The 14923-nt window shown below is 64.6% G+C and carries 14 protein-coding genes; 9 read left to right on the top strand and 5 right to left on the bottom strand.

The window, feature by feature from the left end; genetic code table 11:
* Window positions 1-291: 291 nt before the first annotated feature.
* The 6 genes from ACWTU7_RS05470 (at window position 292) to lpxK (ending at window position 5887) form a co-directional block, all read left to right on the top strand.
* Entirely contained in the window at window positions 292-1635 is a 1344-nt protein-coding gene (locus ACWTU7_RS05470) for a TldD/PmbA family protein (protein WP_455838054.1), read from the top strand.
* Complete coding sequence (locus tag ACWTU7_RS05475) at window positions 1622-2428, top strand: 3'(2'),5'-bisphosphate nucleotidase CysQ (protein ID WP_455838055.1); 807 nt, start codon at window positions 1622-1624, stop codon at window positions 2426-2428. Before ACWTU7_RS05470 ends, ACWTU7_RS05475 begins: the two co-directional genes overlap by 14 nt.
* 76 nt (window positions 2429-2504) lie before the next feature.
* Entirely contained in the window at window positions 2505-2750 is a 246-nt protein-coding gene (locus ACWTU7_RS05480) for a DUF4170 domain-containing protein (RefSeq protein ID WP_029354097.1), read from the top strand.
* A 5-nt stretch (window positions 2751-2755) separates the two neighbouring features.
* Window positions 2756-3544: a lysophospholipid acyltransferase family protein gene (locus tag ACWTU7_RS05485; protein WP_029354095.1), complete on the top strand. Its 789-nt coding sequence runs from the start codon at window positions 2756-2758 to the stop codon at window positions 3542-3544.
* Window positions 3541-4857, top strand: a complete 1317-nt coding sequence (gene waaA, locus ACWTU7_RS05490; RefSeq protein ID WP_455838056.1) for a lipid IV(A) 3-deoxy-D-manno-octulosonic acid transferase — start codon at window positions 3541-3543, stop codon at window positions 4855-4857. Before ACWTU7_RS05485 ends, waaA begins: the two co-directional genes overlap by 4 nt.
* 1 nt (window position 4858) lies before the next feature.
* Window positions 4859-5887 carry a tetraacyldisaccharide 4'-kinase gene (gene lpxK / locus ACWTU7_RS05495; protein ID WP_455838057.1) on the top strand — a complete coding sequence of 343 codons (1029 nt, stop codon included), beginning with the start codon at window positions 4859-4861 and terminating at the stop codon, window positions 5885-5887.
* Window positions 5888-5912: 25 nt separating this feature from the next.
* Here lpxK and ACWTU7_RS05500 read toward each other — a convergent pair whose 3' ends face one another.
* Both ACWTU7_RS05500 and ACWTU7_RS05505 read right to left on the bottom strand, forming a co-directional pair.
* On the bottom strand, window positions 5913-6146 hold the full coding sequence (locus ACWTU7_RS05500) for a DUF2093 domain-containing protein (protein ID WP_029354089.1): 234 nt from the start codon (window positions 6144-6146) through the stop codon (window positions 5913-5915).
* A gap of 143 nt (window positions 6147-6289) precedes the next feature.
* Window positions 6290-7216: a LysR substrate-binding domain-containing protein gene (locus ACWTU7_RS05505; RefSeq protein WP_455838058.1), complete on the bottom strand. Its 927-nt coding sequence runs from the start codon at window positions 7214-7216 to the stop codon at window positions 6290-6292.
* An 89-nt stretch (window positions 7217-7305) separates the two neighbouring features.
* Here ACWTU7_RS05505 and ACWTU7_RS05510 point away from each other — a divergent pair, with 89 nt between their 5' ends.
* Window positions 7306-8199, top strand: coding sequence for a DMT family transporter (locus ACWTU7_RS05510; protein WP_287338772.1), 894 nt, complete (start codon window positions 7306-7308; stop codon window positions 8197-8199).
* A gap of 202 nt (window positions 8200-8401) precedes the next feature.
* Here ACWTU7_RS05510 and mutL read toward each other — a convergent pair whose 3' ends face one another.
* On the bottom strand, window positions 8402-10276 hold the full coding sequence (gene mutL, locus ACWTU7_RS05515; RefSeq protein WP_455838059.1) for a DNA mismatch repair endonuclease MutL: 1875 nt from the start codon (window positions 10274-10276) through the stop codon (window positions 8402-8404).
* A gap of 81 nt (window positions 10277-10357) precedes the next feature.
* Window positions 10358-11260, bottom strand: a complete 903-nt coding sequence (locus ACWTU7_RS05520; protein ID WP_455838060.1) for a LysR family transcriptional regulator — start codon at window positions 11258-11260, stop codon at window positions 10358-10360.
* 104 nt (window positions 11261-11364) lie between these two features.
* Here ACWTU7_RS05520 and ACWTU7_RS05525 point away from each other — a divergent pair, with 104 nt between their 5' ends.
* Window positions 11365-12354, top strand: coding sequence for a zinc-dependent alcohol dehydrogenase family protein (locus tag ACWTU7_RS05525; protein WP_455838061.1), 990 nt, complete (start codon window positions 11365-11367; stop codon window positions 12352-12354).
* A 6-nt stretch (window positions 12355-12360) separates the two neighbouring features.
* On the opposite strand, the gene ACWTU7_RS05530 is transcribed toward ACWTU7_RS05525, so the two are convergent.
* Entirely contained in the window at window positions 12361-13275 is a 915-nt protein-coding gene (locus tag ACWTU7_RS05530; protein ID WP_287338769.1) for a LysR substrate-binding domain-containing protein, read from the bottom strand.
* A gap of 92 nt (window positions 13276-13367) precedes the next feature.
* Here ACWTU7_RS05530 and ACWTU7_RS05535 point away from each other — a divergent pair, with 92 nt between their 5' ends.
* Window positions 13368-14918: a trimethylamine methyltransferase family protein gene (locus tag ACWTU7_RS05535; protein ID WP_455838062.1), complete on the top strand. Its 1551-nt coding sequence runs from the start codon at window positions 13368-13370 to the stop codon at window positions 14916-14918.
* Window positions 14919-14923 lie beyond the last annotated feature (5 nt).

Consider the following 14923-nt stretch of genomic DNA (forward strand, 5'->3'; position numbering starts at 1 on the left):
GAGAAATCGCTAAATTTAGCGGTTTCGGGCAGGTGCCGATCATGAGTGGAAAGGACAAAGGCGTTACCGCAATCGCACGTCCGCATGTGGTCGGAGCACGGCGTCAAAGGGCCATCGGCCAGTCCGAAATCGCTGCGAAGCAGCCTTTGAGGGCCCGCTCCGATCATGCCGCTTAAAGCCGAGTGTCTGCTGGCCGATCTACCCTGCTTGCCACTTCTGCCATTGCACAAGGCACATCGGAACAATAGATGGTGCGGAGCGCCCGCCCGGCGGGAAAACAGGACTATGCACATGACCGATACGCTGGACTCAGCGAAATTGACCGACCGCGTCGCGGCCCTGGTCGAGGCTGCCAAACGGGCCGGCGCCGACGCCGCCGACGCGGTTGCGGTGCGCGGCCGTTCGACCGGTGTGTCGGTGCGGCTTGGCAAGGTCGAGGGCACAGAGGCGTCCGAGAGCGAGGATGTCTCGCTACGCGTCTTCGTCGGCAAGCGGGTGGCGAGCGTCTCGGCAACCGCTGCCTCCGACCCGAAAGCGCTAGCCGAGCGCGCCGTGGCGATGGCGAAAGTCTCGCCGGAAGATCCCTATCAGGGCCTCGCCGATCCGGCCTTGCTGGTCAAGAAGCCGCGTGACCTCGATCTGTTCGATCCAACGGAAGTCTCGGCCGACCAGTTGAAGGAAGCGGCGCTGGCCGCGGAAGCGGCGGCCCTTGCCGTCAAGGGCGTTACCAATTCGGCCGGCAGCGGCGCCAGCGCCGGGCTTGGCGGGCTGGTGCTCGCCACCTCGCACGGCTTTGTCGGCCACTACGTCGCGTCGCGCTTTTCGCGCTCGACCAGCGTGATCGCCGGCGAGGGCACTGGTATGGAACGCGATTATGAATTCTCCTCGCGCCAGCATTTCTCCGACCTGGACGCGCCCGAGGACATCGGCCGCAAGGCCGGCGAACGCGCCGCGCGGCGCATCGGCGCGCGCAAGGCAGCGACCGGGCCGGTCGATGTGGTGTTCGACCCGCGCGTCGCCCGCGGCATTGCCGGTCATCTCGCCGGCGCCATCAACGGCGCGTCCGTCGCGCGCAAGACCAGCTTTCTGCGCGACATGATGGGCAAGCAGGTGGCGGCGGCCGCGATCACCGTCACCGACGAGCCGCTCCGGCTCCGCGGCCAGGCGTCGCGTCCGTTCGACGGTGAAGGCATCGAGGGCGAAAAGCTGCTCATGGTTGAGAAGGGCGTTTTGAACCACTGGTTCCTCTCAACCTCGGCCGCGCGGGAATTGGGGCTGACCACCAACGGGCGCGGTTCGCGCAACGGCTCCTCCGTCTCGCCGTCATCAACCAACCTCGCTATCGAGCCGGGCGAGCGGACGCCCGAAGACCTCATCAAGTCGCTCAAATCAGGCTTTTACGTCACCGAAGTGTTCGGCCAGGGCGTCGACATGGTGACTGGCGAGTACAGTCGCGGCGCTTCCGGCTTCTGGATCGAGAATGGCGAGCTCGCCTATCCGGTTGCGGAAGTGACCATCGCCTCGAACCTGAAGTCCATGTTCCTCAACATGGTTGCGGCGAGCGATCTCGATCGCAATTTCGGCACCGCCGCACCAACGCTTCTGATCGAAGGCATGACCCTTGCCGGAGCTTGACCAGGTCACCTCCGCCGGGGCTCGCGAGGATCTGTCACTGCTGCGCGATGCCGCCCGCGAGGCGGGCGCCATCGCCATGCGCTATTTCGGCAACAATCCGCAGGTGTGGATGAAGGGCGGCACCTCGCCGGTGAGCGAGGCCGATCACGCCGCCGACGCCTATCTGCGCGAAACCTTGCTTGCAGCGCGGCCGGACTATGGCTGGCTGTCGGAGGAGACGGCCGACGATCCGGCAAGGCTTGCCGCCCGCCGCACCTTCGTCGTCGATCCGATCGATGGCACGCGCGGCTTCCTCGAAGGCCTTCGCTCCTGGTGCGTCAGCGTCGCGGTGGTCGAGGACGGCCGCACTCTTGCCGGCGTTCTCGAATGTCCCGCCACCGAGGAGACCTATTGGGCGCTGCCCGGTGAGGGGGCGTTCCTGAATGGCCGTCGCATTGCCGTGCGCCGCCCGGCAGCAATGGTCGAAATCGGCGGGCCGAAGCCATTGATAGGGCTGATGCCGGCGGAATGGCAGGGCCGGCTGAGCCGCGTGCCCTATATTCCCTCGCTCGCATACCGGCTGGCGATGGTCGCCAATGGCAGGCTCGACGCTACCTTCGTCAAACCCAACGCCCATGACTGGGACATCGCCGCGGCGGATCTCATCCTGCGCGAGGCCGGCGGCGCATTGCTCGACCAGAATGGCCGCGCACCGCGCTATGCCGGCGAAGTGATCCACCACGGCGCGCTGGTTGCCGGCAGCGGCGAACTGCTCGCCGTGCTCTCCGGCATCATCGCAGGACTGGACGGTTGAACATATCATCAAAGGTTCCAAAGTCGGCGGCTTTGGTCTAGACCTGTCACAAACTCACGATATGTGAAGGACCGACATGACCGCGGAAGACGGAAAGAAGCAGCTTTTGCACCTGGTGTTCGGCGGCGAACTGAAGACGCTGGGCGGGACAGAATTCCGTGATCTCGACGCGCTCGACATCGTCGGCATCTATCCGGATTATCAGTCCGCGCAAACGGCGTGGAAAGCCAAGGCCCAAGCCAGCGTGGACAACGCCCACATGCGTTATTTCGTCGTTCACCTGCACCGGTTGCTCGACCCCGACAACAAGGCCGCCGGTTGACATTGATGGATCATGAAGCCGTGAAAGGGCCGCCCACGAGGTCCGCGGTAAGGGGGCGCCGCGGTGGCACCTCGAAGACATTCTGGCGCAAAATACGTGAACCGCTGGCGCAATCGCGATTCGTCAAGAACGCCATCGCCAGCCTATTTGCGCAGTTCGTTCGCATCATCCGCCTGACCAACCGTGTCGTCGACGGGTCGGCGCAGATGTCGGGCGGCGCCTACTCGCAGTTCGAACCCATCATCATCGCGCTATGGCACGGCCAGCATCTTCTGACTCCGGCCTACTATCCCAAAGGACGGCCGCTGGTCGCCATGGTGTCGCGTAGTGCCGATGCCGAGCTCAACGCACTGATGATCGAGAAATTCGGCATCGAGGCGGTGCGCGGCTCGGGCGGACGCGAAAGCTCGAAGCGTCGCGACAAGGGCGGCGCCACAGCGCTGATCGCCCTGAAAAAGTCACTCGCCACCGGCAAGAACGTCGCCATGATCGCTGATATTCCGCATGGCACGCCGCGCGATGCGGGGCTTGGCATCGTTCTCCTAGCGCGGCTTTCGGGCCGACCGATCCTGCCCGCCGCGATCGCCACCAGCCGCCGCAAGGTGCTGGAGCGCAGCTGGGACAAGACCACGATCAACCTGCCGTTCGGCCGCTCCTCGATTGTCGTCGGAGCGCCGGTTTTCGTTCCGGCCAATGCGGATGAGGCCGAAATGGAACGCAAGCGCCAGGAGGTCACGGCCGCGCTCAACGCCGCGACCGCCGAGGCCTATCGCCTCGTGGATGGCTCAAAATGAGCGAGCGCTGGGCGCGCACCTTCCTGACGGCGTATCGTTTCGCAGGCGCAGTCGCCTACCCGCTGATCGGACCCTATGTCGCCTGGCGCACCTCCAGGGGCAAGGAGGACCGAATTCGCCGGCGCGAACGCTATGGCATCGCCGGGCGCGAGCGCCCCGAGGGACCGGTGATCTGGATCCACGCGGCGAGCGTCGGCGAGACAATCGCCGTCGTGCCGCTGGTCGAGAGCATCCTCGACTACGGCGTCAACATCGTGCTGACGACGGGGACTGTCACCTCCGCTCAGGTTGCCGACGAACGGCTCGGCGATCGCATCATCCACCAATATGTGCCGCTCGACCTCAAGCCGGCGGTCAGCCGCTTCCTCGACCATTGGCGGCCGGATCTGGCGATCATCGCCGAATCGGAGATCTGGCCGATGACCATCCTGGAGCTTGGTGCGCGCCGTGTGCCGCAGGTGCTGGTCAATGGCAGGCTGTCGGACCGTTCGTTCAAATCCTGGAAGAAACGCGCCAACATCGCCGAGGCGCTGTTCGAGAATCTCGCCCATGTTGTTGCCCAGTCGGATGTCGACGGCGAGCGCTTCCTCTCGCTCGGCGCCCGGCCGGTCACCGTATCCGGCAATCTCAAGGTCGACACCACGCCGCCGCCGGCCGATGAAAGGGCGCTGTACACGCTGAAGCGCCAGATCGGCGCCCGCCCGACTTGGGCGGCGATCTCGACCCATGACGGCGAGGAGGTGGTCGCTGCCGAGGTTCACGCGATGCTGCACAAGCGTCACCACGGTCTTTTGACGATCGTCGTGCCGCGCCATCCCGATCGCGCCGAAGCGCTTGCCACGCAGATTTCCGGCATGGGCCTGAAAGTCGCTCGGCGCAGCAAGGGCGACCGGATCATCGCCGATACGGACATTCTGCTCGGCGACACGATGGGCGAGATGGGGCTTTATCTCCGGCTGACAGAGATCGCCTTCGTTGGTCGTTCGCTCACCTCGGAGGGCGGCCAGAACCCGCTGGAGCCGGCCATGCTCGACACGGCGGTGCTGGCCGGCCGCAATGTCCAGAATTTTCGCGAAACCTATCAGCGCCTGCTCGACAGCGGCGGCGCCAAGCTGGTGCGCGACCGCGACATGCTGGCCGGCGCCGTCAATTTCCTGTTGAGCAACGAGGTGGCTCGCCATGAGATGATGGCGGCCGGCGCGGCGACCGTCGACGAGATGCGCGGCGCGCTGGCGCTCACGTTGAAGTCGCTCGAACCCTACATTCAGCCGTTGGTCGTCAAGTCGCGCCTCAAGGGCGCCAACGGCCGCTAAAATGGCCAGCGAAGCGCCCCCCTTCTGGTGGGAAGAACCGGACTGGCGGGCGCTGGCGCTGGCGCCGCTGTCCGCGATCTATGCGCTCATTGCCGGCCGCCGCATGCGCTCAGCAGCGCGCGAAAAGATCGAGGCGCCGGTGCTGTGCGTCGGCAACTTCACCGTCGGCGGCACCGGCAAGACGCCGGTGGCGATCGCCCTGGCCCGGCAGGCCAGGCGCATGCAGCTCAATCCCGGTTTCCTGTCGCGCGGCCATGGCGGCTCCTTCGCGCAGCCGCATGTCGTCGATCCGCATCATGACGCCGCCAAGCATGTCGGCGACGAGCCGCTGCTTTTGGCCGAGCACGCGCCGGTCGCAGTGACGCCGAACCGTGCCGCCGGCGCGCGCCTTCTGCTGGAAAAGCATGGCTGCGATTTCCTGATCATGGATGACGGTTTCCAGAGCGCGCGCATCCATATCGACTATGCGCTGGTCGTCGTCGATGCACGCTACGGCGTCGGCAACGGCCATGTCATTCCTGGCGGTCCGCTCAGGGCTGGTATCGTCGACCAACTGGTTTTCACCAGCGCGCTGCTGAAGATGGGCGAGGGCCTTGCTGCCGATGCGGTCGTCCGCCAAGCGGCGCGTGCCGGCCGGCCGATCTTCGAGGCGCGTACACGGCCAAGCAGCAAGGCGGGGCTGGCCGGCAAGCGATATCTCGCCTTTGCCGGCATCGGCCATCCCGACAAATTCTTCGACACGGTCCGTGAGGCCGGCGGCGAGATTGCGCTGACCCGGTCGTTTCCGGACCATCATTTCTATGGCGAGGACGAGCTTGCCGAACTGGCAACGTCAGCGCGAGGTGCCGGACTTGGCCTCATCACCACCGCCAAGGACGCCGCCCGGCTGCGCCATGATGCCGCGTCCGCCGAATTCCTCGGACAGCTCGATGTGCTGGAGATCGACACCGTGTTCGATCCCGACCACGTGCCTGAACGCATCATCGACGAGACGCTGGATGCCTGGCGGCAGCGCAAGCTTCAGGGCTGACTTTGCAGCCGATCCGGAAGCTGGTTTAGCGCCGGCTGCGCATTTCGGGATTTGCCTCGATCTCGCGGCGCAGCGAGGCCGCGGCACTCGCATAGGGCTCCTGCCTGGCGACGCTCCAATATTTGAGCTCATCGAGCGGGATGCTTTCGCCGGTGACCGCGCAGCGCACGAAGGCGCCGGGGCTGGTCACCTGGAAGTCGCCGTCTAGGTAGCGGATACGGGCTTCCTTGCCGCCGGGGCCTTCGAAGCGGTTCATCATGACAGGGAGCCAAGGTTCATGAGGATGTCATCGCCACAAAATGCCGGCAAGGTCAAGCTTGGAGCGAGGCAAGATTGGGTTTGGTCGGCTCTGTTTCAGACGACAACCAGCCGAGCAAGCCGGCTAAGTGGATGTCCGGCACCCTACTGCTCGGCTACGATGAAATCCTCGATCTTGTCCGGCGCCAGCCCGGCCTGGGCCGCAATGCGCCGGGCAAGCTCGGCGGCGGCGGCGCGCGGTCGCCCTATAGGCCGGTCTAGCCAGTAGGATATCGGGCTGAGAACGATGCGGTCGTCCACAGCGACGATGCGGCCTGACTTCAGTTGATGCTCGATCATTGGCGGCCGCGCCAGCGCAATACCGAGGCCGTGGGCGGCAGCATCGAGCACCAGATTGTAGTCCTCGAAGCGGCGGTCCTGTGGACGCGGGCGATAGTCCATGTCCTGGGCGGCAAACCAGGCGCGCCAGGCCGAAGCATCCGAATCATTGATCAACGGAAATTTGAGCAGCCGGGCTGGGTCGCCACGGCCGATCTCCCTAGCGAGGTCCGGCGAGGCGACCGGAAACACATGTTCCTCGAACAGCTGTACCGAGACGCGGCTGGGAATGCGGCCGCGGCCGCAGCGGATCGACAGATCGATGCCCTCGTCGGCAAGATCCGCCTGACGGATATCGACGTCGAGCACGATGCGCAGCTTGGATGGGTTGTTTTCCAGCGCCGCCATGCGCGGCATCAGCCACAGCCCGCTGACCGAGGGGATAGAGGTCAGCCGCACCACGGCGGTGCCGCGCGGCTCGATCCAGCGGTCCGAATTGCTGGATATCAGCGCAAAGGCCTCAGTGGTGCGCAGATGCAGCCGGTTGCCTTCGATCGTGAGCGAAACGCCGCGCGCGCCGCGATCGAACACTTTCAGCCCGAGCCAGTCCTCGAGCTTGGCGATCTGCCGGCTGACGGCGCCATGGGTGAGATTGAGTTTTTCGGCAGCGGCCGAAAAGCTGCCCGTCCGCGCCGCGGCGTCGAAGGCGCGCAGGGTTTCAAGCGGCAACATCGCATCCGAGCTGTGATCCATAGTCACAGGTGATCCTCGATTTGGTCGTTTGTCAACCGGCCAGGAAAGGCGTTTGTGTCTTCAGGACAATAAAGGCCCGAGGGTACGAGATGAACGCCTATACCGGCACGTTGAATTCGACACAGCGGATGGACACCACAGCAGTCATTGCTGTGGCACTGACAGTGGTTGGCTGGGCCTCCGCCTTTCCGGCGATCCGCGCCGGCCTCGCCGCCTTCGGGCCGCTGGAACTCGGCGCGCTGCGCTTCGCCATCGCGGCGGTACCGGCGGCGATCTTCCTCGCCGTCAAGCGGCCGGCACTGCCCCGGCTCGATGAATTTTGGCGCTTTGCCTTCGGCGGCGCCGTCTTCGTTGCGCTCTACACGGCAATGCTCAATTTCGGCGAGCTGACCGTCTCGGCTGGTGCTGCCGGCTTCATCATCAATGTCAGCCCGATCTTTACCGCGATCATGGCGATGGTGCTGCTCGGCGAACGCTTCTCAGGCCTGGCCTGGGCCGGCACCGCGATTTCGTTCGCAGGCATCGGCATCATCGCCATGGGCGAGGGGCAAGGCTTGCATTTCAACACTGGCGCGCTGCTCATCCTCGGCTCGGCGCTGTGCTCGGCCGTCAACACCATCGTGCAAAAGCCGCTATTTGCCCGTCATCATCCACTGACCATTTCGGCCTCGAACATGGTGCTCGGCGCGCTCTGCCTGCTGCCTTTCCTGCCGAGCAGCCTGAAGCAGGCGGCGGTTGCCGATAGCGCCGGCCTCGGCGCCGTGATCTTTCTCGGCATCGTGCCCAGCCTCATCGCCTACGCCGCCTGGGCAACAGCACTTTCCCGTCTGCCTGCAGCCCGTGCCTCGAACTTCCTCTATCTGGTTTCGCCGGTGGCGACGCTGATCGGCTTCTTCTGGCTGGGCGAGGTACCGACGCTGCTCGGTATTCTCGGTGGTGCACTGGCGCTGGGAGGCGTGATCGTGGTGAATTTGAAGAGGTGAATCTGAGGGTTGGGGCTGTCTCTTGACTCGAAAGAGCCGCTGTACAGCGGCTCTTTCGGACCCCACCCGCTGCTTCGCAGCGACCCTCCCCACAAGGGGGAGGGTAAGCTCTTCGCGAAGCGTCCGCGGCTAAGCTCCCTACCTCCCCTTGTGGGGAGGTCGGACCGAAGGTCCGGGCGGGGGTCTGCGCCCTGCGAATTCCCTACCGCCTTCCAAAAAGTCTCTCAATATCGGCAAGCTTCAGCTCGATGTAGGTCGGCCGTCCATGGTTGCAGGTGCCAGACCCCGGCGTCGCCTCCATCTGGCGCAGCAGCGCGTTCATCTCCTCGGCCTTGAGCAGGCGGCCGGACCTTACCGAGCCGTGGCAGGCCATGGTCGCGGCTATTTTGTCCAGCCGCTCCTTCAGCGTGTCGACCGTGTCGTTGTCGGCGATCTCGTCGGCAAGGTCGCGCACCAGCTGCTGGACATTGGTTTCGCCGAGCATCGACGGCGTCTCGCGTACCGCGACCGCACCCGGGCCGAAGCGCTCGACGGCGAGGCCAAAGCGGGCCAGCGTTTTGGAATGCATGGCAAGCCGCTCGGCATCCTCTTCCGGCAGGTCGACGATCTCGGGCAAAAGCAGCATCTGCGACGGCACGGCGCGCGCATGCAGCGCGTTCTTCAGCGCCTCGTAGACCAGCCGCTCATGCGCTGCATGCTGGTCGACGATGACAAGCGAATCCTTGGTCTGCGCGACGATGTAGTTCTCGTGCACCTGCGCGCGTGCGGCGCCCAGCGCCATGCCAAGCAGCGTCTCCGCCGCTTCGGCTTGCCCGGCACGCGCGTCGGCGCTGTGAAGCGGTCCGGCGTCGAACGCCGCCTGATCGTTTTCGCCGAAGCCACCATTTCTGAATTCCGTGTCTTCAAGCCCCATGTCCAGCGGTCGTCGCGGCGAGCGGGAGGCGTCGAAACCGGCGAAGCGGGAGGCCCGGTAGGCCGCTTCGTAGCTGCGATGGCCGTTTGCCGGACCGGCATGGGCATAGGACGCCGCGCCCGGCCGGAACGCCGCCATCATGCCGGCCGCCCCGGTGGTGGCTGCACGGATGCCGGCATTGGCCAGCGCCTCGCGGATGGCGCCGACGATCAGCCCGCGCACCAGCCCCGGATCGCGGAAGCGGACATCGGCCTTGGCCGGATGGACATTGACGTCGACGATGGCCGGATCGAGCGTCAGGAACAGCACCGTCACTGCATGGCGGTCGCGCGGCAGCACGTCGGCGAAGGCGCCGCGGATAGCGCCGGCGATCAGCTTGTCGCGGACCGGCCGGCCATTGACATAGGCGTACTGCTGCAGCGCATTGGCGCGGCTGAACGACGGGATCGAGACGTGACCGGCGAGATGCACGCCGTCCCGCACGGCGTCGATGGCAATGGCATTCTCCGGAAAGTCGGCGCCCATCACTTGCGCGACGCGGCGCAGCCGGCCTTCCGGGCTGTCGTCGGTCGCCGGCAGTTCCAGCGTCGAGCGGTCGGAACCGGCCAGCGTGAAGCGCACGGCGGGAAAAGCGATGGCGATGCGCTTGATCACATCGCTGGTCGCCGAGCTTTCGGCGCGCTCGCCCTTCATGAATTTGAGCCGCGCCGGCGTGGCGAAGAACAGGTCGCGCACCTCGATCGTGGTGCCGCGATTGGCGGCCGCCGGCCTGACGGCGGACACGCGCCCGCCCTCGATGCCGATCTCGGCGGCGCTGTCGCCGTTGGCCGTGCGCGAGCGGATCGACAGCCGTGCCACCGAGCCGATCGACGGCAGCGCTTCGCCGCGAAAGCCGAGCGAGCGGATGTCGTGAATGTTGTCGGCGAGCTTCGAGGTGCAATGGCGTGCGATCGCCAGCGCCAGTTCATTCTCCGGGATGCCGCAGCCGTCGTCGGTGACGCGGATCAGGTTGAGCCCGCCGCCGGCGGTGACGATCTCGACTCGGGCAGCGCCGGCATCGAGTGCGTTCTCGACCAGTTCCTTGACCACGCTTGCCGGACGCTCGATGACTTCGCCGGCGGCGATCTGGTTGATCATCGTTTCGGAAAGCTGGCGGATGGGCATGAAGGCACTATACGCGGATTCGCCGCCCATGCGGGAGAGGCAGAATTGAGGAATCCGCGCCGCCCACCGCACTCCTGCATTTCACGTCATCAGCCTGGGCAGTGCTGCCGCCAGCGCATCGACGGCCAGACGGACCTTCAGCGGCAAGTGAGGCGTCTGCAGCCATAGCGCATAGGCGTCGTAAAGAAATCCCGGCTGTTTCGGCAGCAGCACGAGAAGTGCGCCGGTCTGAATGTGTTCACGGACCAGCCAGTATGGCAGCCAGGCAAGCCCCATGCCCTCGGCCGCGGCATCGGCGATCGCAGCGAGGTCGTCGAGCCGCAAGCGGCTGACCGGCATGACCTCCACCGCGGCCTGATCATCGCGCGGAAACAGCCAAGGTTGAACGACACGGCCCGAACGGCGGTAGATGATGGCCTGGTGGCTGCCGAGATCCTCTAGCTGCCGTGGCCACCCGTGCATCTCGAGATAGAATGGCGACGCGCAGACGACCATGCGCTGGCGCGCGATGCGCCGCGCGATCACGCCGGCCTGGTCCTCCAGAATGCCGGTCCGGATCGCAAGATCGCAGCCATCCTCTGCAAGATCGGCGATGGGATCGCTGAACGACAGGTCGAGTTCCAGAGCAGGATATCGCTGCGCAAGCTCCAGCAGGATCGGGGCTACGCAGCGCCGGCCGAAATGCACAGGCATGATGACGCGCAGCTTTCCGCGTGGTTCGGAAAGTTGATCGGCCGCGAGTGCATCTGCAGCCTCGGCTTCAGCGAGCACCAGCCGGCAGCGCTCATAATAGGCGCGCCCGAAGTCTGTCAGGCTCTGGCGGCGAGTGGTCCGGTTGATGAGGCGCACACCCAGACGCTCTTCAAGAAACCGGACATGCTTGCCGATCATCGGTCCGGACAGATCGAGAGCGGCAGCAGCCGCCGCGAACGAGCCCAGATCAACGGCTTTGACGAACACGGCCATGCTGGTAAGGCGATCCATATTCAAAACTCTCAGTTTCTACTGTCTTGCCCAAGCAGCTATTTATCCGTCAGGCGGCTGTTGGCATAGCGTATTCGGTTCAAATATTTTGGAGTTATGGCGGGATGGCACGCGTTGTTCGTTTTCATCAGCATGGTGGTCCCGAGGTTCTGCGCATCGAGAATGTCGATATTCCCAAGCCTAGTCGGGGCGAGATTCAGATCCGGGTCAAGGCGTTGGGGCTCAACCGGGCCGAGGCGCTGATGCGTTGGGGCACCTATATCCAGACGCCGCCATTGCCTTCCGGTCTTGGTCTTGAGGCAGCCGGTGTCGTCGAAGCGGTCGGCGAAGGCGTGGGCGGTTTTGCGCCAGGTGAGGCCGTCAGTGTCGTGCCGCCACTATCGATGGCCCGCTGGCCCGCCTATGGTGAGATTGCCACATATCCCGCCCATCTCGTGGTCAAGCACCCGCCATCGCTCAGCTGGGAAGAGGCGGCAGCCGTCTGGACGCAGTATCTCACCGCCTATGGCGCATTGATCGACATTGCCAAGCTCAGCAGGGACGATTTTGTCGTCATTACGGCGGCATCAAGCAGTGTCGGCCTCGCCGCGATCCAGATTGCCAACATGGTTGGCGCGACCCCGATCGCGGCCACGCGGACATCTGCCAAGAGAGAGGCCTTGCTCGAGTTCGGCGCCGCCCATGTTATTTCTTTAGCGGACGAAGATCTGGAAGCCCGGCTGAAGGACATCGCCGGCCCGGAGGACATCCGAGTGGTGTTCGACGCAGTCGGCGGCCCGATATTCGCGCCTCTGACGGCGGCGATGGCACGGGGTGGCATTCTCATCGAATATGGCGGCTTGAGCCCCGAGCCAACGCCGTTCCCGCTATTCGCCGTGCTGGCCAAGACGCTGACGCTGCGCGGCTATCTCGTCCACGAAATCACTGGCGATCCGGCGCGGTTGGAGGCCGCCAAGACGTTCATCCTTGACGGGTTGATGTCGGGGTCGCTTCGGCCGGTGATCGCCAAAACCTTTCCATTCGAGCAGATCGTCGAGGCGCATCGCTTTCTCGAGTCGAACGAGCAATTCGGCAAGATCGTCGTGACGATCTGACGAGCATTAATGGGAGCCTCGCGCTTGCGCGGCCAGCCAGTCCCGAACCTTGCGGGCGTTGTCGCTGAGCTCGCGGTTTCTCGACCAGATGATATGAAATCCCTTGCCGGTCGTCATCGTGTGGCCGGTCGCGCGCACCAGCAGTCCTGACGCCAGAAGCCGCTCGGCGAGGTGACCCCAGCCGAGCGCAATGCCTTGGCCTTCCATGACCGCCTGGATCACCAGCGCATAATCGTTGATGCGCAAGCCGCGCCCGGCATCGGCGATGTTGACCCCGGCCGACTGGAACCACTCGTCCCAGCTCGCGGCATCGCGAAACGGCTCTTCGAGATGGATGAGCCGGTGTGATGGGAGATCCTCGACCGTTTCCGGCAGCCCGAATCGCGCCACATAGCTCGCGCCCGCAACTGGGAATATTTCCTCATCGGCCAACGGCAGCGAATGATAGTCCGGCCATTCCCTCGGTTCGCCGCCGCGAACGCCGAGCGGGATGTCTTCGGCGATGATGTCGAGATCACGGTCGGCGGTCTGGATGCGCAGGTCGATACCCGGCAGTTCGTCGCGAAACTGCTGCAGGCGCGGCATCATCCAGAACGAGGCGAAGGCCGTCGACGCGGCGAGCGTCACATGGCCGCCGGTCGCCTGCTGGCGCAGGTCCTCCGCTGACCTGCGGATGTGCGACAGGCCGAGCGAGACGTCGGCGTGGAAGCGGTCGCCGGCTTCGGTAAGGCTGACCTGCCGATGGCGGCGCTGGAACAGTTTCGCGCCCAGCTGCTCTTCGAGGCCGCGGATCGCATAGGACACGGCAGCCTGCGTCATGCCGAGCTCTCGCCCGGCGGCGGTAAAGCTCGACAACCGCCCGGCGGCCTCGAAAACGATCAGGCTGCCGGCCGACGGCAGCAGATGGCGCAAGCTTCGCATAAGCTGAGCTTATACAAGAGATCAGGATTTTCCAGCGTCACAGCCATATTTTCTCTCGCTACGCTGGTCATCATTGGGAGGATAGAGTTGCCATGAACGCACCGGCCGCCGAAGTCACCGAACACGCCAGCCGCCGAGGTGGCGGCCGCCTGGGCCGCAAGGCGCTGCGGGGAACTCCCATGGCGTCGTTTCCGACGCTCGTTCGCAACATACCCGCATACCAAATCATCCCGGACGAGGCTGTCGAGCTTATCCACCAGGAGTCGCTCGCCATCCTCGAAGAGGTTGGCTGCGAGTTCCGCGACGACGAGGCCATAGCACTGTGGATGGCCGCTGGAGCCGATGTCTCTGAGACGCGCGTCCGCATTGACCGCGCGCTCTTGATGGAACTGGTCTCGAAAGTCCCGCCGGAGTTCACGCTCAATGCGCGCAACCCTGAGCGCTCGGTCCGCGTCGGCGGTAAGAATTCCATCTTCGTGCCGATGTATGGCGCGCCTTACGTGCGCGACCTCGACAACAACAGGCGCTATGGCACGCTCGCCGACCTTCAGAATTTTCATAAGCTCGCTTACATGGCGCCAGCGCTGCACTCGTCGAGCTCGATCATCTGCGAGCCGATGGAAATTGCGGTGCCGAAGCGTCACCTCCACATCATTCATTCGGCGCTGAAGCATTCCGACAAGCCGTTCATGGGCATCGTGACGTCCAGGGAACGAGCCGAAGACACGATGGCGATGGCAGGCATCGTTTTCGGCGAGGACTACGTCCGTGACAACCCTGTGTTGGTGGCGATCACCAATTGCAACTCACCACTGGTATGGGACGCCACCATGCTGGACGCGATGAAGGTCTATGCGCGTCACAACCAGCCGCTGATCCTGGCGCCGTTCGCCCTCTGCGGCGCCTCGACTTCGGCCTCTGCCGTAGGTGCGGTCGCGCAGGTCAATGCGGAAGCGCTGGCTGGCGTCGCGTTCACACAGCTCCTCCGTCCAGGTTCGCCGCAGATCTACGGGCAGTTCATGGTTACGGTGGACATGAAGACCGGCGCTCCCATGGGCGGCACGCCTGAGGCGGCCCAGATGATGTATCTGATGGGGGCGCTGGCGCGGAAATACCGGCTGCCCTGGCGCACGTCGGGCTTCCATGTCGGATCGAAGCTGAATGACGCCCAGGCGGGCTACGAGGCGAACATGCTGATGCATGCCGCCATCCTTGCCGGCGCCAACTACATCTGGCACTCCGCCGGATGGCTCGAGGCCGGCCTGACCTGCGGCTATTCAAAATTTGCGACGGACTGCGAACAGCTTGTTGGCTGGTACAAATATGCTGGCGGCCTTCCGTTCGACGATTTCAAGGAAGCGATGGCGGCGATCCGCGAGGTGGGGCCGCAGGGCCACTTCCTAGGCACCCAGCACACGCTTGAACATTTCGAGTCCGCCTTCTTCATGCCCAGCATCATGGACTTCAATTCGTACGAACAGTGGAAGGCTGAAGGGGCAAAGGACCACGACACGCGCGGCCGCGAGAAAGCGCGCAACATGCTCGCGGATTATGAGGAGCCGAAGCTCGATGAGGGCATTGCCGATGGTCTCGAAGATTTGATTGCGCTGCGTGAGGAGAAGCTGCCGGACAGCGTTAGTTAATAGGA

It is taken from the genome of Mesorhizobium sp. BHscii (genome assembly GCF_053848065.1).